The following is a 22,421-nucleotide window of genomic DNA, read 5'->3' as shown; positions in this document are numbered from 1 at the left end:
TAGACCTCCCGATAGGCAAAAACTATCCTTCTTATAATTATTATATCTTTGAACTATTCTCTTTGCCATGTTACAACCTTGTTAAGAGTTTTTGAACGAAGGAGGAAAACATGATGTCAGCCCGTACGATGTTTGAAAAGATTTGGGACAATCACGTTATTCACGAAGAGGCAGGCAAGCCGAGCCTTTTGTATATCGACCTGCACCTGGTTCACGAGGTGACTTCGCCGCAAGCCTTTGAAGGTCTCCGCTTGGCTGGCCGCAAAGTACGCCGTCCAGAGCTTACCTTCGCAACCATGGACCACAACGTTCCGACTGCTGACCGTTTTAATGTCAAGGATCCAATTTCTCGTCAACAAATGGAAACCTTGACGGCGAACTGTGAGGAGTTCGGGATTACACTCGCAGATCTGAACAGCCCGGATCAAGGGATCGTCCACGTCATTGGTCCTGAGCTCGGACTCACACATCCAGGCAAAACAATTGTCTGCGGTGATAGCCACACCTCCACTCACGGAGCATTTGGTGCCCTCGCCTTCGGTATTGGTACCAGTGAGGTGGAGCATGTACTCGCAACACAATGCTTGCAGCAATCCAAACCAAAAACGATGGAAGTACGCGTAAACGGCGACCTGCCATTCGGTGTCAGTGCAAAAGATTTAATTTTGGCGATTATCGCAAAATACGGAACTGACTTTGCAACTGGCTACGTCGTAGAATACACAGGTGCTGCGATCCGCAACCTGACCATGGAAGAACGCATGACGGTATGCAACATGACGATTGAAGGTGGCGCTCGTGCTGGCTTAATCGCTCCTGACCAGACTACGTTTGATTACCTGAAAGGCAAGCGTTATGTTCCGCAAGGGGAAGATTTCCTTGCAGCTGTTGAGGCTTGGAAAGAGCTGTGCACGGACGAAGGCGCTGTGTTTGATGCCTGTGTAGAAATCGAGGCAGCTGAGATCGCACCGCAAGTGACATGGGGAACGAGCCCTGGTATGGGGACGAACATTACGAGCACTGTTCCAAGTCCTGAGTCATTCGAGACAGCCGCACAGCGCAAAGCGGCCCAGGATGCTCTGGCGTACATGGACCTTGCCCCTGGCACTCCTATGAGCGAAATTAAAATCGATCGCGTCTTTATCGGCTCCTGTACAAACGGTCGGATCGAAGACTTGCGCAAGGCAGCCGAAGTGGCAAAAGGACGCAAGGTCTCCCCTTCCGTACACGCGATGGTCGTTCCTGGCTCTCAGGCAGTTAAGCAGCTCGCTGAGCAAGAAGGCTTGCACCTCATTTTTCAAGAAGCTGGCTTTGACTGGCGCGAATCTGGTTGCTCCATGTGTCTGGCAATGAACCCGGATATCCTGTCCGAGGGTGAGCGTTGTGCTTCTACCTCAAACCGGAACTTCGAAGGACGTCAAGGACGCGGCGGACGGACACATCTGGTCAGCCCGGAAATGGCGGCAGCAGCAGCTATCGCAGGTCACTTCGTAGATGTTCGTGAATGGAAAAACGAGAACGCTAGCAAGGAGGTCTTCCAATGAATCCATTTGTCATCCACACCGGAGTGGTAGCCCCACTCGATCGTGTAAACGTAGATACGGATGCAATTATCCCTAAGCAGTTCTTGAAGCGCATTGAACGCAGCGGTTTTGGTCAATTCCTGTTCTATGAATGGCGCTTTACTGTCGATGGTGCGCCCATCGATTCGTTCATTCTGAATACGCCTGCATACAAGGAGTCTACTGTCCTTCTTGCCCGCAACAATTTTGGCTGTGGCTCCTCTCGTGAGCATGCGCCATGGGCACTCCTTGATTATGGCTTCCGCTGTGTGATCGCTCCATCCTTTGCGGACATTTTTTACAACAACTGCTTCAAAAACGGCATCCTGCCGATCAAGTTGAGTGAAGAGCAAGTCGATGAGCTGTTCAACCGTGCCGAAAACAAGCCAAACTACCAGCTGACCATCGATCTGCAAGAACAAGTTGTTCGTGACAGTGAAGGTCTCTCCTACCCGTTCGAGGTAGACGCCTATCGTCGCTACTGCCTGCTGAATGGTCTCGACGATATTGGAATTACGTTGCAGTATGAAGATAAGATCGCTGCATACGAGGCAAGCCGATAAGCTCCCATCCATAGCGTAGCGCATAGAAAAAGCGAAGGCATCCGCTAATGTGAGCCTTCGCTTTTTTCATGTTTTCTATAAAAGAATATACATGTGGCTCTCATCAAAGTATTGATCGCCATTTTTCAGTGCACGCTTTTCTAACCCATATGGAATAAAGCCCATTTTCTCATAGAGACGGATGGCAGCCGGATTGGTCGTGACGACAGCGAGTTGTACCGTATCAATATCTCCCCGCTCCTTTAAGTAGGCAAGTTCTGCCTGCATGAGCGCTTGTGCGACACCTGTCCCGCGATACACTTCACGAACGTACATCGAGATGATAGAAGCTTTGTGTCTCGCTTTTAGCCCTCGGTGGCGGAAAAAACCGATGATGCCAGCCAGATGTCCTTCCACAAATGCACCAAAATAGCCGCTATCGCCTGAATCCCCTTGAGAAAGTCTTTGCCGCCACTCTTCCATCGATACCTGCATAGCCTCTTCATAGGTAGAGCCGAATGCGTCTGGATCTGTTTGCAGCCCTTCCAGTCTAATCTTTACCAACTCTTCTGCATCTTCTGGTCCCAAAAATCTGATTTCCATGCTTGGCTGCACCTCTCCTATTTTGATTTCCACTTATCTTAGTCAAGAGTTGCTCGAAAGTAAAGAACTATCTAAAAAAGCGCCAGGAGCATCTCCCTAGCGCTTGAACCTCATCCTATGCAGTTCCCGTATGATTTGGATTGCTTTGTCCAAACAGCTGCAACGCTTGCTCCCGCAGCTTGAACTTTTGTATTTTACCGGAAGCGGTCATCGGATATTCGTCTACAAACTGTATGTAGCGAGGAATTTTGTAATGAGCAATCTTCCCTTCGCAATAGTCCCGCACCTCATCCTCGGACAACGTCTCGTTGGGCTTTACCCGAATGCACGCCAATACCTGCTCTCCGTATTTGGCATCCGGTATACCTACTATCTGGACGTCCAGCACTTTTGGATGTGTATAGAGGAACTCTTCTACTTCACGAGGATAAATATTTTCCCCTCCGCGTATGATCATGTCTTTAAGCCTGCCTGTAATCTGATAGTAGCCTTCTTCATCGACGGTTGCCAAGTCTCCGGTATGTAGCCAGCCTTCGTGATCGATGGCCTTGACTGTCTCCTCTGGCATATTGTAATAGCCCTTCATAACCAAATATCCTCGCGTACACAGTTCGCCTTGTACACCTGGCGGCAAAATATCACCTGTCGCTGGATCGATGATTTTTGCTTCTACTTCTGCATGCAAACGACCGACAGTGGATACTTTTCGCTCGAGGGAATCTTCTGGTACAGTCTGTGTGATGACAGGAGAAGCTTCCGTTTGACCGTACGCTATCGTAATGTCACGGATTCCCATTTGATCGACGACCTTCTTCATGACCTCAATCGGGCATAAAGAACCAGCCATGATGCCTGTACGCAGCGAGCTGAGATCTCGCTCGGCAAACGTCGGATGGTTCAGCTCGGCAATAAACATCGTAGGCACACCGTACAGTGCTGTGCAGCGTTCGGCCTCCACAACCGCAAGTACAACGCCGGGATCAAAGGCGATGACTGGAACCATCGTTGCACCTGTCGCCACACATGCCAAGGTCCCCATCACACAGCCAAAGCAGTGGAAAAACGGAACCGGAATGCACACCTTATCCTCTAACCCGAGCCGCTGACATTCCGCTACTTTGATGGCATTGTTGACGATATTGACGTGCGACAGCATGACTCCCTTTGGAAAACCAGTCGTGCCGGATGTATACTGCATATTGATAACATCATCAGGTGAAAGCGTCGCCTGGCGTGCCATCCGCTCTTCTTCGGTGACCCGTGAAGCACGCTCGAGCAAATCACTCCACGAAAACATTCCGGGTTGTCGCTCATTCCCTAGATAGATGACATTTTTTAAATGCGGAAGCCTTTTGGAGTGTAACGCTCCAGGTTCACATGTCTGTAACTCCGGGCAAATCTCCTGAATCATGGCAAGATAATTCGCATCGCGATAGGAATCCATTAAGAGAAGCGTCGTCGACTCTGATTGACGCAGCAAATATTCCAGTTCATGCACCCGGTAACTCGTATTAACCGTTACCAGCACGCCACCCATTTTCGCTGTGGCAAATTGCGAAATCACCCATTCAGGCACATTGGTCGCCCAAATCGCGATATTGTCCCCTTTTTGAATGCCAAGAGACATAAATCCCCGCGCTGCCTGATTGCATATCGCTTGAAATTCTCCAAACGTATAGCGAAGCCCTCGTTCGTGATAAACCAGAGCCTCCTTTTCCTGATACTTACTAGCTGTGTCGTCTAACATGTTGCCGATTGTGGTCATATGAATCATACAAGCACCCCCAAAACATTCAGACTATTCTGTAGGATTCTTCCTTTCCGCCACAATCCCTTCTTTTTCTCGTGTTCCTTGATAAAATGCGATTTCTCCTCCCAAAAAGAAAAGCGTCCCTTTTGTGGAACGCGATCTGTTTTACTTCACAACGATTTTTTTCGTAGTCTCTATCTTGTATGGCAGATGGTTGCTGTAGTTGAGCTCTACGCGAATTTCATGCTCTCCCTTGGGCAACTTTTTCAGTAAAAACTCTGGTTGATAAATCATCCCTTTTGGTTCGCCATTCAGGTATAAATGTGCGTGTCCCTCTCCAAAAACTGGGGCTTCGGCCAATTCGCCATTATCCTGGACAAACGTGAAGTTCTCCGTTAGCAAGGATACTTCTGCCGTCGTCCCATCCACCTTGACCGCCATATTCAGTGCCGGCTTTTCTGACCCTGCTGGCTGGTTCACGGGAGCCGTCGCTGTAACAGAAGCAGTTGGATCTGACGGTCGATAAGAGTCCGAGACGCTCAGGGGATCTTTGACCAAAAGTACGATTCCCGCCACCAGTGCTACAAGAAAAACAATTCCGCCTAAAATGAGATTGCGCATACTGATAATAAAGACCTTCATGTCTCTACTCTCCCTTTCGCAAGTGCTTGTCACTTATTTGTACATGCATATGCGAGAGTGAAGAGAGTTAGAAGCAAAAACTTTTCTAGTAGTTCACTGCTCAAAAAGTTAGCTTTTCAGCAAGTAGTTAGCGATAGTTAATAAATTGTACTTCCAACGGCAGATCAGCCTTGCGAATCGCGTTGATGATTTGCTGCAATTCGTCTTTGCTTTTTCCTGTCACACGAATTTGATCGTCTTGAATCTGTGTTTTCACTTTGAGTCCTGTATCTTTGATGATGCTGTTGATCTTTTTCGCATTGTCTTTGTCGATCCCTTGCACCAGCTTGACACGCTGACGGACAGTGCCGCCCGCTGCCGGTTCAATTTTGCCGTAGTCAAGGTTTTTGATCGGGACATCCCGTTTGACGAGCTTGCCAAGCAAAATGTCTTTTACCTGACTGAGCTTGAAGTCATCATCGGAGACGAGGACGAGCTCTTCCTTTTCCAAGGAGATACTGCTCTTGCTTCCTTTGAAGTCAAAGCGATTTTCTATTTCCTTTAATGCGGTCTGAATCGCATTGTTCACTTCGGACAACTCTACTTTGGACACGATATCAAATGAGCTCTCTTTACTCAAATGAATTCTCCTCTCTTTTATTAGATCGCGCGGATCAAGCCTCCATCGACGAGGAAGGATTGACCTGTCACGTAGCTGTTTGCTGGCGAAGCCAAAAACGTCACCATGCGAGCAAACTCGTCAGGCTGACCGTATCTGCCCAATGGGATTTGCTTCTCCCAATTTTCCCTTGCTTCATCAGCACTGATGCCCTTCGCCTCTGCGGTAAACCCATCCAGTTGTGCCACCCGATCCGTCGCAATTCTGCCAGGTCCAATGGTGTTAATCAGAATCCCATCTGGTCCGAGTTCTGAAGAAAGCGTCTTGGAAAGGCCCAATACCCCTGTACGAAACGTATTGGAAAGAAGTAAATTCTCAATCGGCTGTTTAAAGGACGAGGAAGCGAAGTTGATGATTCTGCCAAATTGGTTCGCTCGCATATGGGGCAAAACAGCACGAATAGCACGTACATAGCTGAGCAAATTTAGCTGGAAGGCTTGCATCCACTGTTCGTCGGTGAGCTGATCAAATCTGCCTGTTGCAGGCCCACCTGAATTGTTAATTAATATATCGACGCTGCCAAAATGCTTGACCGTTTCTTCCACAACTCGCTTGATATCTTCCTCCTTTGTCACATCCACTGTTACAGCAAGAGGTGATTTTCCAGTAGCCTGTTCGATCTCAGCTCGAACGATTTCCAGAGCAGCTTCATCTCTACCGCATATCGTGACATTCGCTCCTTCTTCGGCGAGGCACTGAGCTGTTGCCTTGCCCAAGCCTTTTGACGAGGCGAGTACCAGAGCCGTTTTTCCTTGCAAAAATAGATCCATATGCTTGCTCCTTTCATGGTTCACTCAGGTATGTATCTTGATCTCTTTATTCTACAGAACTTTCAGACGAAGGAAAAGCAAAAGAGAAGGGGTACAGCATATACTCCCCTTCTCTTGCAAATCACTAAACCTCTGTCGGAGGTACGTTCTTGTCTTTGTTTTGTTTTGCCTCTCGTTTTGCTTCTCGCTTCGCTTGACGAGCCGCTTTGCGCGCCAGTCTTTTTTCCTTCGCCCCCTCAAACAGGGAGTACAGGACAGGAACGAGCACCAGCGTAACAATGGTATGGAAGATCAAGCCAGCGATTACAGCAGTTGCGAGCGGTGCCTCCAAATCAGAGCCTTCCGCCATCGCAAGTCCCATCGGCAGCATCCCGAGAATCGCCGTCAGCTTCGTCATGATAACAGGACGAATTCGTTCTTTGGTTCCTTGGATAATGGCTTCGGCTGTATCCATTCCACGCTTGCGGAGCAAGTTGATCCGGTCGATCAGAAGAATCGCATTGGAAACGACGATACCAACCAGCATGATAATCCCAATCATCGCCATTTCACCGAAAGTCCGCTGTGTAAGGACGAATCCTAACACGACACCGACCAGTGCCATTGGAATGGTCAGCATGATGATAAACGGCTGGGAAAGACGTCCGAACTGAGCAACCATGACGACATAGATCAAGGCAAGTACACCAACGAATACAAAGATCGCTTGTGTCATATTCGTGCTTTGTTCTTTCAATTTTCCGGCGATCTCTACTTTGTAGCCTGCTGGAATGACTACACCTGGGAGCTTCTCTCCGATCTCACGACCAACTCCGGCCAAATCGCCACCTTGAAGCTCAGCGGAAACGGTGATGATCCGCTCGCCTTTTTTGTGCTGAATCGTAACGGGAGATTTGCTATAGGTCATCTCTACCAAATCAACCAAAGGCACTGCTGCACCATTTTTCGCACTCACCATGACGTTTTTAAGTTGATCCGGGTGCTTCAGCCAGTTATCAGGCATTTTAGCCACTACGTTCACTTCGATTCCGTCCTGCGTGATAGAAGTAATTTGTTGGCTGCCAATCAGCACGCTCAATTGTTGTAACAGCGAACGATGATCTACATTCAGCCTTGCGAGAGCTTCTTCTTTTGGCAATAACGTGACCTTTTCCTTGCCTTCTTTAAAGTCGTTGCGAATGTTGCCGACACCGGAGATGGTAGAAAGCATTCCTTCCAGATCGGTAGCGATCTTGCTCATCTGCTCCATGTCGTCCCCGAAGATTTCCAATTGGATCGGCGCACTGCCACCCTGTTGTCCGTAAGACATAGAGACCGTTTCAATTCCTGGCAAGCCATTCAAAATATTGTTGATATCTTCATTCAAAGCTTCCTTATCCCTTGTTCTTTCTGTTTTCGGAATCAAGGAAATGAATAACTCTGCACTTTCCTTGGAAGCAAAGAAGAATACATCGTTAATTTCGGGGATTTTCCGCAGCGCATCTTCCCCGGCTACAGCTGCTTTTTGTGTTTTTTCCAGTGTAGACCCAATCGGCATGTCAATATTGGCAAAAATGATATTTTCATTTGGATTGATCCCTTGGCCAGTTTTCATCATTGGCGTAAGGAATGCTGATCCGACTAGCATCAAAATCGCCAGTAAAATCGTTTTGACGCGATGTCTAATCGCAATTTGCAAAAGTCCGCTGAACGTACGGATGATAAAGTGTTCTTTCCCTTCACCTTCTAGCGAAACGTGCTTATCCTTTTGCAAGAAGCGATTGGAGAATACGGGAACAAAAAAGAATGCGGCGATTGTTGAAGCGATAATGGCGGCAGACACGGTAAACGCGATTGTTCCCAAAATCGGTTTGAGCCAGTCTTCAAAATCTGCAAGGACGAGCGGCAAGAAAACGATAATAATCGTAAGCTGCGAAGTAAACACAGGCGTCAGTACTTCTCTCGTTCCTTTTACAATCGCCTGTTTGAGCTCCTCGCCTTTCTCTCGATAGTGATAAATACTCTCCAGCACCACAATCGCGGCGTCAACAATCAATCCGACGGATAAGCTCAAGGACAACAAGCTGATCATGTCAATGTTGTACCCGCCGATTTTCATCGCGATAAATGTCATCAAAGCAGAGAGTGGCAGCGTCGTTGCAATAACGAGAGTAACCCTCCAGTTACGAAGGAAAACGAACAGGATGATAATCGCAAGCGCTCCACCGATCATCACATCACGACTGAGGTTGGAAACCGCATGCTTAATGAAGGAAGCTCCTTCAAACATGACTTTGATGGTATATTTGCCATTCGCTTCTGCATTTAATTCGCGAACAACCTCTTCTACCTTCGCTTGCGTGGTAATCAAATCATAACCATCCGATCGTGTAACGCTCAAATGAACAAAAACGGAGCTGTTTGTAAGCGCTACTTGATCCTTCACTTTTCCACGCAGGTCTTCAATGTCTGCGAGCTGATCTAGGGAAACCGCTCCCTTCGGCGTATCGATCGACAGAGCTCTCATTTCCTCCGCGTTTTGGTACGAATTGTCAATCATGACTACTGTGTCAAAACCTTTGTTCTCCAGCGTCCCAATCCCTTGTTTCCAGTTCGTATCCTGCAGTTGCGAGATGACTGCTGCAGGATTGGTTTGATATGCATTCAATCGCTCAGGCAACAGGGAAATGGCAATTTTATTTTCGAAGCTTCGGTCAGAAACCGATACTTCCTTGACTCCCTCGATTTCCTCAATGCGGTCCTTGATCGATGTTTTGGCCAGACTCAGCATCGTCTTCGGATCAGCACCTACGAGAGCATAGTCAATCATCTGTTCGCCACCAAAGCTGCTCTGGTTGACTTCTACGGAATCAATGGCTTTCGGGAACCCATTGCGAAGGCGGTTGACGGCATTTTGCACATCTTGCTTGACTTGCTCGCCTTTTCCTTCGTTCGCAGAAATATTGATACTTACGTGCCCAGCACTCGTTGAAGAAGAATATTTTTTAATATCATTAATCGATTTTAGCTCTTGTTCTACTTTTTTCGTTATTTTCTCTTCCATCTCTTCAGGAGGAAGTGACCCACCCGATATCCGAACAAAAATGTCCGGGAAGTTCGTTTTCGGTACCAATTCAATATTAAAGCTGAACAAGGACCCCAGTCCGGCAATGACGAGCAAAAAAGTAAACAAATAGACAATCAGTTGTCTCTTAAGCAAAAAGAGAATCATCTTGTTCATGCAACTATTCTCCCTTCGCCTCTACTTTTTGCCCTTCGACGTAGAATGTAATTCCACTGCTAAGGAGCTGGTCGCCTTCTTTCACTCCAGATACGATTTCGATAGAGTCTCCGACCATTTGACCGGTTTTCACTGGTTTTCTTACAGTCAGGCCATTCTCTACTGCCATCACGTAATGGTCGGTTTGACTCACGCCGACACTTTCCAGTGGCACGAGGAAGCCATTCACTTGGCGAGGTACCTCAATCGTCGCGGCCATTCCTCCACGCCAGTAACCATCTGCATTCGGAATCGTGATCTCGACGCGGTACTTCCCTGTATCCTTGTTCACAACCGGAGATATAAATGAAATGGTTCCTTCACTTTTCTTACCATCGTCCGACAAAGCCTGCACCTTCGTTTTCTCACGGAATTGACCGATCAATTCATTGGAGACATCCAAGGTTACTTTTACGTCAGACAAATCGACAATACGAATAATTTCTTGACCTGGAGAAGCCTGCTCTCCCCTTTGCAGCCTTACATCCACGACTGTTCCCGCAAATGGCGCCTGAATTTTCGCATCATCCAAGCTCTTCTTCGCACGGTCTACACCGCCGGCAGCAGCTTTAATCGATGCGTTGGCGACCATGACATCTTCTGGCTCTGCTCCTTTTTGTAGCTCATTTAGAGATAGCTGAGCGTCACGCAGTGTAATCTCTGCTTGCGTAACCGCCCGTTTACTTGCATTTATTTCGTTTTGCGAAATGGCTCCACCGGCAAACAGCTTCTCACTTGTTGCGAGATCCTGCTTTGCTTTATCCAGGCTGTCTTGCGCACTTTTTACTTGCAAACGCTTCTGTTCAAGTGCTTCTGTTGTCGCACCTTTTAACGTCTTGATTTTACGCGCTGCTGCTTCCTCTACCTGCCCCTGTGCCGCTGCAATTTCTTTTTGGTGGTAACGCGTATCCAATGTGGCCAATAACTGACCCTGCGCGATTTTTGCTCCTTTGGTCGCGGAGATCGCTGAGATTGTTCCGCCTGTACCAAACGACAGTACCGCGTCACGCTTGGCTTCCACCATCCCTGTGACTGCGAGCATCACTGGCTTTGTTGCCTTTTGTACCTTTACAACCTCTACTACCTTCGCCTTTGCCTCTGTCTGCTGCGGTGCCTCTGGTGCTGGTGCTGAACAACCAGCAGCGACCAACATGACCGAAGCCAGAATAATGGATGCCCGTTTTTTCACAAGAATTCCTCCAAATTTTCACAATCATTCCTCATGGCGTAATTGTGCCAGTTTTTACCTCCGCTGCAAAACAGTCAGCGGGTGGAAATTCATCTCCGCCCCGAGACGGATAACAGTACCGAACAGCGCATAAATAGATACGTAAGATAACTGGGAAAGTTACCTTTTATTGGACGATCTCGAAGAAAAATTTACAAAAAAAAGCAGTCAAGTCATAGACCTGAACTGCCTTTAGGATTTGATCCATTTTATTGTTCGACCAGCTGTTCCAGTTCTTCGAGCAATTCCTTGAAGACACTCAATGCTTCTGCAATTGGTGTTGGCGACGTCATATCTACGCCGGCGCCCTTGAGCAGATTGAGCGGATAATCCGAGCTGCCGCCCTTGAGGAACTGTAAATAACGATCCACGGCTGGCTGACCTTCCTCCAAAATCTGCTTCGAAAGAGACGTTGCGGCCGAGAAGCCAGTCGCGTACTTATACACATAGAATCCGCGATAGAAATGAGGTATCCGTGCCCATTCCAAATCAACTTCGCTGTCTACGACCATATCTGGACCGTGATAGGCAACATTGAGCTCACGGTAAATCGTACTGAGAGATTCGGCTGTCAGCGGCTCTCCCTGCTCTTCTTTTGCGTGCACAATTTTCTCAAACTCAGCAAACATGGTTTGACGGAATACGGTGCCACGGAACTGCTCCAGATAGTGATTGATCAGGTACATACGTTGTTTCTTGTCTGTCGTCGTCTCGAGCAAATGATTCATCAGAAGTGCTTCATTCAATGTGGAGGCTACTTCTGCTACGAAAATCTTGTAATCAGCATACGTGTAAGGCTGTGCGTGATTGGAATAGTAGCTATGCAAAGCATGCCCCATCTCATGGGCGAGCGTAAACATGTTGTTGACGTTGTCCTGATAGTTCATGAGGACAAACGGATGCGACGTATAAGCGCCCCATGAGTAAGCTCCGCTTGTCTTCCCTTCGTTTTCATGCACATCGATCCAACCGTTGGAAAAGCCCTCTTCCAAAATGCGACCGTACTCCTCACCCAGTGGATGAAGTGCTTCTTTGATCGTTGAGACAGCTTGGTCATACGGGATTTTCATGTCCGTCTCAGGTACAATCGGCACGTACAAATCGTACATGTGCAATTCATCTACACCCAATAATTTTTTGCGCAAGGCAATGTAACGGTGCATAAGCGGAAGATGCTCGTGGATCGTTGCAATCAGGTTATCGTACACAGGGAGCTCCACATTGTCGGCAAACAAGGCTGCGTACAGGGCAGACGGATATTTTCTCGTCCGCGCGTAGAAAACATCCCCTTTGATGGCAGATGTCAGCGAGGCTGCGATCGTATTGCGGAACTTGCCATACGTACTGTACAACGCTTCGAATGCTTCTTTGCGCACGCGTCGGTCTTTGCTTTCCATGAACTGCGTATAGCGTCCCTTGGTCAGCTCGACTTCCTCGCCGTTTTCATCGGTGATCATCGGAAATTTCATGTCAGCGTTGTTGAGCATCCCAAAAATTTTAGAAGGCGAGGACGCAAGCTCACTCATGTTTGCCAGCAATGCTTCTTCCTCGGCGGACAACGTATGTGGCTTGAAGCGAGTAATCTCTTCCAACAAAATGCGGTAGTGCTCAAGACCCTCTACTTCTTTGATCCACGTTTGCAAGTCTTCCGTCGGAATCGCCAAAATCTCCGGCTGTATGTACGAAATGGAACCGTATACTTGCGTGCTCAGGCTGGTCGCTCTGTCGGTTAGCCCTTGATACTTGCTATTCGCATTGTCTTCGTCACGGCGCATACGTGCATAGACGTACACTTGGTCAAGCGTCTTCAACAATTCATCTTGCAGAGTCAACACGGCCAGCAACTGTTTACCGGAAGTAGCCAGAGAGCCTTTCATTGCTGCGATTTTTTCTGTGAGCTGTTTTACTTTTTGAACGTCCGCTTCCCAATCATTATCCGTGGGATACATGTCCTCAAGACGCCATTTGTATTCAGCGGGGACGTCACTGCGTTTCGGCAGTGTTTTGCTTTTATTCACCGTGATCACTCCCTCGTTATTCATGTAAGATGAAATGGTCAAATCATCCATATGTGTATCCTATCGTATTATGCCTACAGGTTCAAATCAATCAGACGCTTTCATGTTTTCCACAGAAAAAAAGCTGAGCTTTCCCGAAATGGAAAAGTCAGCTTCTTCCTACTCCGATATAATGAAAGCCTGCTTCCTTTACCTCCTGGTTCGGCCAGGCATTTCGACCGTCTACCAAGATCGGCAGCTCCATGCTTTGGTGAACCTGTTTCCAATCCAGTTGGACACACTGTTCCCATTCTGTGACCAATAATGCGGCGTGTGCTCCTTCGCATGCTTCTGTCGCGGATTGCGAATACGTGATCTGTGGAAACTGCTTACTGACACCAGATGCTCCAATCGGATCGAACGCCTTCACGGAAGCACCTTTTTGCAGAAGTGCTTCTATCAATTTGAGCGATGGCGCTTCGCGGATGTCATCCGTATCCGGTTTAAACGTCAACCCCAGAACGGCAATTTGTTTCCCTTTCAGATCAGGGAGTTGCAAGCACAACTGTTCCAAAAACCAGGCAGGCTGCGTATTATTCACCTCTCGCACTTTATCCAAAATGCTTAATTGAATATTGTGCTCAGCTGCTAGCTGCAATAGCGCAATCGTATCCTTCGGAAAACAGGAGCCGCCATAGCCTACTCCGGCCCGTAAAAATTGCGGACCGATTCGGCTGTCCAGTCCCATTCCTCTCGCGATCGTCACGATATCCGTTCCCAGCGCAGTACTTAACCGTGCTAGCTCATTCATGAAGGAGATTCGCGTGGCCAAAAATGCATTTGAAGCGTATTTGATCAGCTCCGCGTTTGCTCTGGTCGTGACTACTCGCGGTGCCTTCACACCGTTGTACAGTTCCTCCATGCGATCCGCTGCCTGTGAATTATCTACGCCAATGACAATTCTCGAAGGCTCCAATGCGTCCAACAATGCACTCCCTTCCCGTAAAAACTCCGGGTTGGATGCAACAGATATCCCTTGGCAGCCAGCCAGCATCCCCGCTACTTTTTCCCCTGTTCCGACTGGTACGGTACTCTTGATTACCACGATGCGTTCTTGCGGTGCGAGCGAATGTACCTTTTCAATGTCAGAAACTGCCCCGAGTAAATAGGTTAAATCGGCTGTGCCGTCTGCTGCTTCAGGTGTCCCTACACAAATGAACAAAATCTCTGCATCCTTTGCCTCTGCCAGATCTGTATAAAAAGTAAGCGCGCCATCATCCAGTACTTTTTTCAATGCCTCATCCAAGCCCGGCTCGTAAATCGGCGATATCCCTTGGCGCAATTTGTCTACTTTGGATGCAACGAGGTCAATACCAGTCACCTGATGACCGTTCATGGCAAGGGAAACAGCAGTTGTCAAACCTACGTAGCCGGTCCCAATAACGGCAACTTTCATTCCTTCACCTCATCATTTTTTTGACACACGCAAATAGAGCTCTTCTAGCTTCATCCGTTGCTTATGGATATCATGGTTTTTTTCTACTTTCAGTCGAGCCTCTGCCGTGATCTGTGCCCACTCGTGACTTTCTGATAGTACTCGGTTTATCATTTTCCCAAGCGCAGTCGGTGATTTCTCCGGCACCAGATACCCCGTCACTTTGTTTTCGACCAGCTCCGGAATCCCCGCGTGATAGGTGGAAATGACAGGGCGTCCGCTAGCCATCGCTTCCATGATGACATTGGGAATTCCCTCTTGGTTGCCATTTCTCGCGGTCTTGCATGCGATGATGAACAAATGGCACTTGGCCAGTTCACGCTGGACTTCACGATGTGGCAGAGCTCCTTTGAGCACGACTTGTGTGCCTAACCTGTTTTTCTTGATCAGTCGTTTGAGCTTCTTTTTTTCTTCTCCATCACCGACGATGATCAGCTTTGCCTTGGGATGTTTTTTATGCACGTGAGTAAACGCCTTGATAAGCGTATCCATCCCCTTTTTTTCAGTCAGTCTTCCTACGCTAAGTAATCGGTACTCCCCATTTTCCACGGGCTGTGGCGGCAGCATGGGAAATTTACGCAAATCAATTCCTGAGCGGATAAGGGTAATTTTGGACGGGGGACAGCCCAGATGAATCAAGCGCTTTCTCATGTGATTGCTGACGACTGTAAACGCCTGGCCCTTTCGAAAGAGACGCATAAGGGACCTTCTGTACACTGGATTTTCTTTTACGCGCTTAGTCGCATCAAAGCCGTGAAAGGAAGTGATCAGGGGGAGCTTGCTTTTTTGTGCATAAGGAAGCAATTCTAATCCAGCAGGACCAAAACGGGCGTGCAGGCATTTAATTTTCTTTTTTCGCAGCCAAGTGGAGAGGCCGGCCATATGCTTGCGCACATAGACCGGCGAATAAGGAAATTGTTTTCGGTTAAAGGCTCGCTGTCGGGTCAACACCACGGGTTTGACCACTTGATGTCCAAGCAATTGCTCGTAAATAAATGTTTCACTCTTGGGAAGAAACTTTCTGCGATAAACGAGGACCCGATGCATGCAACTGGCCTCCTTTATGACGGGTGTTACCCCTTTGATTGCGAACGAATCTCTGCTAATTGATGGCGAAGGCCCTCTTCTAGCGTCACTTTTGGTTTGTATCCCAAGCGTTGTTGGGCAAATTGGATATCCGCACAGGTTCGTAAGGAGTCACCTGCCGGCCCATTTTGATACGTAATGCGAGGAGTCAGATTCATTAACGTGCCCATGATGGACAGCACATCGATGAGCTTGATTTCCCGATCTCCACCCACATTAAAAATGTCACCAGGAACTGCATGCTGTGCAGCGAGCAGGTTCGCCTCTACCGCGTCTGTTACATACGTAAAGTCTCGAGATTGCTGTCCATCACCATAGACGATGACCTGCTCGCCTTTCAGCATTTGACGAAAGAAACGATGAAAAGCCATATCTGGACGCTGTCTGGGACCATATACCGTAAAGTAGCGAAGCATGCTAACCGGGAGTCCATAAGCTTTTACATAAACCGAGCAAATTTGCTCCATCGCTTCCTTGGTCACCCCATAGGGGGAAACTGGGCGAAGAGGTGCATTTTCATTGGTTACTGTCCCTTGCATCGTTCCGTATACCGAAGAGGAGGACGAGACCACGATGACAGGTGGCTTCGGTCTTTGCAAACACGCCTCCAGCAATTCTTGTGTGGCCAAAATATTATGGCTAACATAATCAGCAAAGGATTTTCCCCAGCTGTTTCTCACACCTGGCAAGGCAGCGAGATGGAAAACAGCATCGACGTTCTCGAGCCAAATGTCCCAACGCCCGGTCTGAAGCGTTGTGGAGTGGAAGGTGAAGGCGGGGTGCTTTCCTATTTCGGCCAGATTACGCAGTTTCGCAGCTACATCGTAGTTATCGATGAATCCGTCGATCCCGATGACTGTCACGCCATCGTTCAACAATCGCTGCGTCAAATGAGACCCAATAAAACCTGCACAGCCGGTGACAAGAGCTTTCTTCATCGCCTCCGACGCCTCACTTTCTTGAGCCTTCTAATGACTAAATAACCGTTCTTGTAACCATAAATGGCCTTGTACTTCTTGCCCCACCTTTTCAGATAAAATTTGAATGTTTTTTTTCGCAAATAATTACGGCGAAACTTCATCTTGCTATCCGTGAGCTGACCTTTATGCTTCGTCCGGTTGTAAAGGGTTTGGTTGATGTACCTCACCCGATACTTTTCAATTAATCGCAAAATGATTCGCCGATCCTCCATAATCCTTCCCTCGTATCGATCCGAGGTATCCCAACCACCCACTTGATGTAGGGCTTCAACACGATAGCAACGTGGAGAAACCATCCAGCGATTGTATTTCAGAAACTGGTATTTGTTATGAAATGTCTTGTGCTTCACCTTAATCGACTTGGTATATTTTCCGCGCCTAACTTTCCAGATGTTCATGTTTCCGTAGAAGAGAGCTGTGCTTTTCTTGCTTTTGTGAATGTACTTTTTGAGTACGGCCAGCGTTCGTTTCGGTAACCAGTCATCGGAGTCGAGTTGTACGAGATATGGGGTATCCACCATTGACAATGCCTGATTCATGACTTTGCCGATTCCAGAATTTTGTTCCATTCGATGATACATAATGTTTGGGTGGTACATATATTTTTCAATTTTACTTCTGGTGCGATCGGTGGACGCATCGTCAATGATCAGCAGCTTCCAATCTTTTGAGGTCTGATTCAAGACGCTTTTGATGGCTTTGCGAATAAACTTGGCGCGATTGTATGTCGGAATGACTACAGTAAAGGTCGGATTCATACGTCCTCCCTCTTTACAGCCGGAATGCAAATGGACGATTTGTCGCTTACAATGAAGACTCCCGTACTGTTAGAAGATTGACCCGTCATCATCGATGAGCGGCCGAAAACGCTGTTAGTTATTTTCCAGGCAATGTCATGCAACGAGCAGTTTTCCAGCAAGATACTATTTTCGAGATACGAGCAATTTTTCAAGCTTACGCCATTTTGGATCGAGACGTAGGGTCCGATTTGACAATTTTCGATCACACAATCTTCACCGATTAGTACGGGACCCGTAATCTTCGAATTTTTTACAATCGTTCCTTTGCCAATTTGATGTTGATTGCCTAGCTCCCTCGTAAGCATCCACTGGTTGGCCTCAAGCCAACGATCAATAGTTCCCACATCCGAATATTTTCCGTTGGTGACGGAGTGAGCCAATTTGAATCCGCGATTAATCATCGATTGAATCGCATCCGTTATTTCTAGTTCGCCTCGGGGAGATGGCTGTAGGGTAGCAATTGACTCAAAAATAGGTGGCGTAAACAGGTATGCGCCAATCACAGCGAGGTTGCTCTTTGGCTGACGTGGCTTCTCCTCTACAGAGATTAGTCGTCCTTTTTGTACTTCTGCGATCCCATAATCCTGTGGTCTCTCCACTTGACTTAGCATCACGACACCGTCAGATTTCCCCTTCGCAAACGCTTTGGTAAGCCCGTGAAGCGAATCCATCAATAAATTATCACCTAGTAGCAAGATAAACGGTTCGTCTTGCAAAAACGGTTGCGCTAGCTGGACTGCATGGGCAATTCCCAGTCGTACCTCCTGCCTGATAAACGTAATGGTAGCCCCGAATTGACTACCATCACCCACCATGGGAGGAATCTGTGATTGAGAAGGATGTATCACGATGCCAATGTCCTGAATGCCCACTTCACGCAGTTTGCGAATGCAATAGTGTAAGACCGGGTGATTGGCCACAGGGAGGAGGGTTTTCGGTTGCGAATAGGAAAAGGGGTGCAGTCGCGACCCACGTCCAGCACACAAGATTAACCCTTTCACAAGTATCACTCCCCAGTTGTGCTCTGCGATACTTATAAGGTATGCGTTTCTGGATTGCTGGACAGGGCAGACGTCCACAATGACACAAGAAAAGGCAACCACCTATATCATTTCCACTCGAACTATCCTGTTTTTAAAAGCTGTTGTTTCTCTTCGCTTCGTGTTGGAACGACTGATTCAAATATGTTCAGATAGCCCTGCGCAGTTGCATACCAAGAGAAAAACTTGGCTCGCTGCAGGGCCTGTTTGCCCATTTCATTCCGGACAGCAGGTGAACTCCACAACAGTTCCCAGACAGCGGGCAATCCTTTTTCCCAATCTTTTGGCGGGATGATAAAGCCACTTTTCTCGTGGGCAACAACTTCACGAATGCCGCCGCGTGGAGTGGAAATGACGGGCTTTCCGGAAGCCATTGCTTCTAAATTGACACGGCAAAACGCTTCTTTCCAAACAGACGGTGTCGCCACGACATCCCCAATTTGGTAGTAAAGGGGCATTTTTGCGGATGGGACGAAATTGACGAAACGCACCTTTTCCCCCAACGGCTTCGCAAGGCGCTTGAGCTCACGAACATACGGATTCAAGCGATTACTGCCGTATCCCGTACCGCCGACAATGACGAGTTTGGCTTTCGGGTCTTGTTTGCTCACCCGGCGAAATGCTTTGATCAGCACATGTACCCCTTTGCCGCGCATGAGTCTTCCGGCATAAAACAAGACGCGATCATCTGGCTTCAACCCGAGTTCTTGACGCATTTTTTTGACTGCTATCTTTGCAACCTGATAAGGCGTGACATCAACCCCGAGGTGAACCGCATGAATTTTATTTGCAGGAATCTTGCACGTCCGAATAAAATGTTGACGTAAAAATTCACTGTTCGTAATAAAGCCTGTTGCCAGTCGAACGGAGCGCCGCATATTTTCCTTGCTGATGGTCGGCTGTGATCCATACACGTGAGAGTGCATATTTACAAAGATTGGGATCTTGGGAAAATGGCGTTTTAATGTGAGAACATAGATTGGTCTGTTTTCCACGAGGATGACATCTGGCTTGTTCTTCTTGATATGGTTAATAATCCGGCGCAAATAAGGCTTTGGCCCTTGATACGGGACGCGAATGAACTGCCGGTTTTCTTCCACAGATGAGGTCGGATAGGTTGCACATTGACGAGTGTAGATGGTTACGTTATGCATAGGCTCAATCATCTTTGTGACCTCGTCAATATCGTGCTCGACCGAGCTTCCTTTGACCGGTGGCACTGAAAAGGGGCCCGGACTAATAATTGCGATGTTCATTTCGCTCGATCTCCCACTCCTTTTTCAGTGAAAGAACTACTTGATACAAGTACTGCAATTGTTTGGTATGGTTTTCTTCAAGCTTCTCCCATCTTTCTTCCCACGACGCAAGTGCCTCTTTCAGTTCCATCACTTCTTGCTCAAGCTTGTGAACCTGTTCCACGACAGCCTCGTCTGTCTCTCTCATAATAATTTCAAAGGTAGGCTCCAAGACCAGTTCCTTTGGCTGCTCTGCTGTTGTATTTACGACCAACTCCTGGACGTTTTCCGTTACTTCCTCTTCTTGCTTTTCATTGGCTTTTACAATTGAAATACGTTGAACTGCCTCATCTACGACATAACTCCCTGAAAACACACCTGGTGTCACCCAATGAGACAGATCCCATTTTTTCCGTTTTTCCACAAGTTATCGCCTCCTGAAGCTTGCATCTACGTAATATGTTATGACAGCCAAGGAAAATGGGTACGTGTACGGTGACATAGAAAAAACCGCTTGATTTGGATGAAATCAAAGCGGTTGCCCGTGGTCTCTCATATTTGCTTGTCTACGGAAGTTCAAGCTGTAAAGACGCGCTTGTTCTACGGTTGTTATCTGTTGCTTTTGCCATTCGAGCAAGATCCTGTCGATATAGCGGATGTGGAGCTTACCGACGGTTGCAGCCTCACGCAAAGCGGTCAAAATCAATTCTTCCTGATAGCCGTCCTGTTCGGTCCACATATGGATATTCTCCAATTCAAACGGCGCTAGCGGGCGACCAAATGCCTGCTCGAAACGAGCGTAAATGGCAACAGGTTCGGCATCCAGAGAAACAGCCACTTCCATAAAAGGGTCCATGCTTCTCGGGTCTACTTGCTGCTCCCGCCAGGTGTGGTACAGCTTTTTGTACAACGGGGTCAAATTGTATTGCTCATGACGCATGCCCGTTTGTGGATCGATAAACTCATCTATCGTAATCCAATCTTCTTTTAATAGCTTTTGAAGAGATTGAATCAATCTCCTGCTCGTCATGGACATGCGTTCCTCCAGCTCTGTTAAGGTCGGGAATCGATTCCCTTCCTGCTGAAAGGACAGCAGATGAATCAGTAGCATCATCTCGTCATCAGTCAATGACATACGCTTATACATTTTTAAAAGAAGGTTGGAGACGGATGTTGCTCCTTCTTGCAACAGTTGCAATATATGGGAGTCCATAACGCATATTCACCTCTGGGTTGGAATAACAAGGGAGTGCGTAAAACGCGCTTTCAAACAATAGGAACACCCTGCTGCCCTCGCGCAACAGGGTGTAGATCGTTCATCGATAAAGGAACTCTATGGGTAGAGACGATTCAGCATGCGTGGGAATGGAATGGTTTCACGCACATGATCCAGACCGCAAATCCATGCAACGGTGCGCTCCAGACCCAAACCGAAGCCGGAGTGAGGAACTGTACCATATTTGCGCAGATCCATATACCAGCGATAAGCCTCTTCCGAAAGCTCATGCTCAGCAAAACGTTTCTCCAAGAGTTCTGGATCATCAATCCGCTGGCTACCCCCGATGATTTCACCGTAGCCTTCCGGTGCGATCATATCCGCGCACAGAACCACCTCTGGACGTTCAGGGTGAGGCTTCATGTAGAAAGCCTTGATTTCGGTAGGATAATGGGTGATGAAAACAGGCTTGTCGAAGTGGTCCGCAATCATCGTCTCATCCGGTGCTCCGAAGTCGTCCCCCCATTTGATCTCGCTACCTTTTTCCTGCAAGAGTTTGATCGCATCATCATAAGAGATACGTGGGAACGATCCCGTTACATTTTGCAGTTTTGTTGTATCGCGCTCCAACGTTTTCAGTTCGCGCTCACAGTTTTTCAATACGGATTGTACCACATGAGAAACAAACGCTTCTTGAATACGCAGATTTTCTTCGTGATCCACGAAAGCCATCTCCGGCTCGATCATCCAGAACTCGATCAAGTGACGACGTGTCTTGGATTTTTCGGCGCGGAAAGTTGGACCGAAAGAGTAAACGCGACCTAACGCCATAGCGGCTGCTTCCATATAAAGCTGGCCGGACTGCGAGAGATACGCATCCTCATCAAAATATTTGGTATGGAACAGATTGGTGGTGCCTTCCGCAGAGGTCGGTGTCAAAATTGGTGGATCTACTTTTACGAAACCGTTCTCGTGGAAGAACTCATACATGGCGCGAATCACCTCGGAACGCACAGCCATGACTGCACGCTGACGTGGAGAACGCAGCCACAGGTGGCGATGGTCCATGAGGAAGTCAACACCGTGTTCCTTCAAGGAAATCGGATATTCCTGGGCGATCTGAATAATTTCCACACCTGTTACTGTCAGTTCGTAACCGCTTGGTGCACGGTCATCCGCACGAACTACACCGGTTATGTAAAGTGAGCTTTCTTGTGTGAGCTGCGATGCATTCTCCCACACTTCTTCCGCTACTTCCGCTTTGACTACTACCCCTTGGATGAAGCCAGATCCGTCGCGGAGCTGCAAAAATTGAATCTTGCCGCTGCTGCGTTTATTGTATAACCAGCATCCTAGGCGTACTTCTTGTCCAACATGCTGCCCGATTCGGGCAATCGTCGTCAACATTGAATGATTCCCTCCATTTACCATGCCACGCAAATACAGACTAAGTATACCAAACAATTATACTATTGGGGGCCTGCAAATTCAATGAAAGTATCCCTGTATAATGTTAACCATAATTTAATTATGTAAACAAATGTGCATTTGGGAGACC

General features: G+C 47.7%; 19 protein-coding genes. 2 read left to right on the top strand and 17 right to left on the bottom strand.

Annotation, left to right across the window (positions count from 1 at the left end; all coding sequences use genetic code 11):
- Positions 1–113 precede the first annotated feature (113 nt).
- Both leuC and leuD read left to right on the top strand, forming a co-directional pair.
- Positions 114–1,544 (top strand): 3-isopropylmalate dehydratase large subunit, encoded by a 1,431-nt coding sequence (gene leuC, locus KB186_RS05320; protein WP_232773256.1) that lies wholly within the window; start codon positions 114–116, stop codon positions 1,542–1,544.
- On the top strand, positions 1,541–2,125 hold the full coding sequence (gene leuD / locus KB186_RS05315) for a 3-isopropylmalate dehydratase small subunit (protein ID WP_173609455.1): 585 nt from the start codon (positions 1,541–1,543) through the stop codon (positions 2,123–2,125). The genes leuC and leuD overlap by 4 nt, the downstream gene beginning before the upstream one ends.
- Before the next feature lie 75 nt (positions 2,126–2,200).
- Here the strand turns inward: leuD and KB186_RS05310 are convergent, their stop codons facing one another.
- From KB186_RS05310 to asnS, 17 genes are all read right to left on the bottom strand, one after another.
- Complete coding sequence (locus tag KB186_RS05310) at positions 2,201–2,707, bottom strand: GNAT family N-acetyltransferase (RefSeq protein WP_173609456.1); 507 nt, start codon at positions 2,705–2,707, stop codon at positions 2,201–2,203.
- Between the two features lie 115 nt (positions 2,708–2,822).
- Positions 2,823–4,481, bottom strand: a complete 1,659-nt coding sequence (locus KB186_RS05305; RefSeq protein ID WP_232773202.1) for an AMP-binding protein — start codon at positions 4,479–4,481, stop codon at positions 2,823–2,825.
- Between the two features lie 141 nt (positions 4,482–4,622).
- On the bottom strand, positions 4,623–5,099 hold the full coding sequence (locus KB186_RS05300; protein WP_173609458.1) for a hypothetical protein: 477 nt from the start codon (positions 5,097–5,099) through the stop codon (positions 4,623–4,625).
- A 127-nt stretch (positions 5,100–5,226) separates the two neighbouring features.
- Positions 5,227–5,718, bottom strand: a complete 492-nt coding sequence (locus KB186_RS05295) for a YajQ family cyclic di-GMP-binding protein (protein WP_047069044.1) — start codon at positions 5,716–5,718, stop codon at positions 5,227–5,229.
- Between the two features lie 20 nt (positions 5,719–5,738).
- On the bottom strand, positions 5,739–6,527 hold the full coding sequence (locus KB186_RS05290; RefSeq protein WP_173609459.1) for an SDR family oxidoreductase: 789 nt from the start codon (positions 6,525–6,527) through the stop codon (positions 5,739–5,741).
- 124 nt (positions 6,528–6,651) lie between these two features.
- The gene (locus KB186_RS05285; protein WP_173609460.1) at positions 6,652–9,747 is read right to left on the bottom strand and encodes an efflux RND transporter permease subunit; all 3,096 of its coding nucleotides are present in this window, start codon (positions 9,745–9,747) and stop codon (positions 6,652–6,654) included.
- Positions 9,748–9,751: 4 nt separating this feature from the next.
- A complete protein-coding gene (locus KB186_RS05280) occupies positions 9,752–10,975 on the bottom strand; it encodes an efflux RND transporter periplasmic adaptor subunit (RefSeq protein WP_232773201.1) in 1,224 nt (407 codons plus the stop codon).
- Positions 10,976–11,223: 248 nt separating this feature from the next.
- Complete coding sequence (gene pepF / locus KB186_RS05275; protein WP_173609462.1) at positions 11,224–13,083, bottom strand: oligoendopeptidase F; 1,860 nt, start codon at positions 13,081–13,083, stop codon at positions 11,224–11,226.
- Between the two features lie 97 nt (positions 13,084–13,180).
- Complete coding sequence (locus KB186_RS05270) at positions 13,181–14,467, bottom strand: UDP-glucose dehydrogenase family protein (protein ID WP_232773200.1); 1,287 nt, start codon at positions 14,465–14,467, stop codon at positions 13,181–13,183.
- A gap of 12 nt (positions 14,468–14,479) precedes the next feature.
- Entirely contained in the window at positions 14,480–15,553 is a 1,074-nt protein-coding gene (locus KB186_RS05265; RefSeq protein WP_173609464.1) for a glycosyltransferase, read from the bottom strand.
- Positions 15,554–15,579: 26 nt separating this feature from the next.
- Entirely contained in the window at positions 15,580–16,530 is a 951-nt protein-coding gene (locus tag KB186_RS05260) for an NAD-dependent epimerase/dehydratase family protein (protein ID WP_173609465.1), read from the bottom strand.
- Complete coding sequence (locus KB186_RS05255) at positions 16,527–17,330, bottom strand: glycosyltransferase family 2 protein (protein WP_173609466.1); 804 nt, start codon at positions 17,328–17,330, stop codon at positions 16,527–16,529. The genes KB186_RS05260 and KB186_RS05255 overlap by 4 nt, the downstream gene beginning before the upstream one ends.
- Positions 17,327–18,373: a glucose-1-phosphate thymidylyltransferase gene (locus tag KB186_RS05250; RefSeq protein WP_173609467.1), complete on the bottom strand. Its 1,047-nt coding sequence runs from the start codon at positions 18,371–18,373 to the stop codon at positions 17,327–17,329. The genes KB186_RS05255 and KB186_RS05250 overlap by 4 nt, the downstream gene beginning before the upstream one ends.
- 122 nt (positions 18,374–18,495) lie before the next feature.
- Positions 18,496–19,668: a glycosyltransferase family 4 protein gene (locus KB186_RS05245; protein ID WP_232773199.1), complete on the bottom strand. Its 1,173-nt coding sequence runs from the start codon at positions 19,666–19,668 to the stop codon at positions 18,496–18,498.
- Positions 19,649–20,071, bottom strand: coding sequence for a hypothetical protein (locus KB186_RS05240; protein ID WP_173609469.1), 423 nt, complete (start codon positions 20,069–20,071; stop codon positions 19,649–19,651). Before KB186_RS05240 ends, KB186_RS05245 begins: the two co-directional genes overlap by 20 nt.
- A gap of 105 nt (positions 20,072–20,176) precedes the next feature.
- Positions 20,177–20,860, bottom strand: a complete 684-nt coding sequence (locus tag KB186_RS05235) for a DnaD domain-containing protein (RefSeq protein ID WP_173609470.1) — start codon at positions 20,858–20,860, stop codon at positions 20,177–20,179.
- A 120-nt stretch (positions 20,861–20,980) separates the two neighbouring features.
- Positions 20,981–22,270 carry an asparagine--tRNA ligase gene (gene asnS, locus KB186_RS05230; RefSeq protein WP_221867089.1) on the bottom strand — a complete coding sequence of 430 codons (1,290 nt, stop codon included), beginning with the start codon at positions 22,268–22,270 and terminating at the stop codon, positions 20,981–20,983.
- Positions 22,271–22,421: the final 151 nt, after the last annotated feature.

It is taken from the genome of Brevibacillus sp. AF8, assembly GCF_021270385.1.
In the GTDB taxonomy this organism is placed as follows: domain Bacteria; phylum Bacillota; class Bacilli; order Brevibacillales; family Brevibacillaceae; genus Brevibacillus.
The sequence above is the reverse complement of the archived record's forward strand: the minus strand, read 5'-3'. Positions and strand labels throughout refer to the sequence as shown.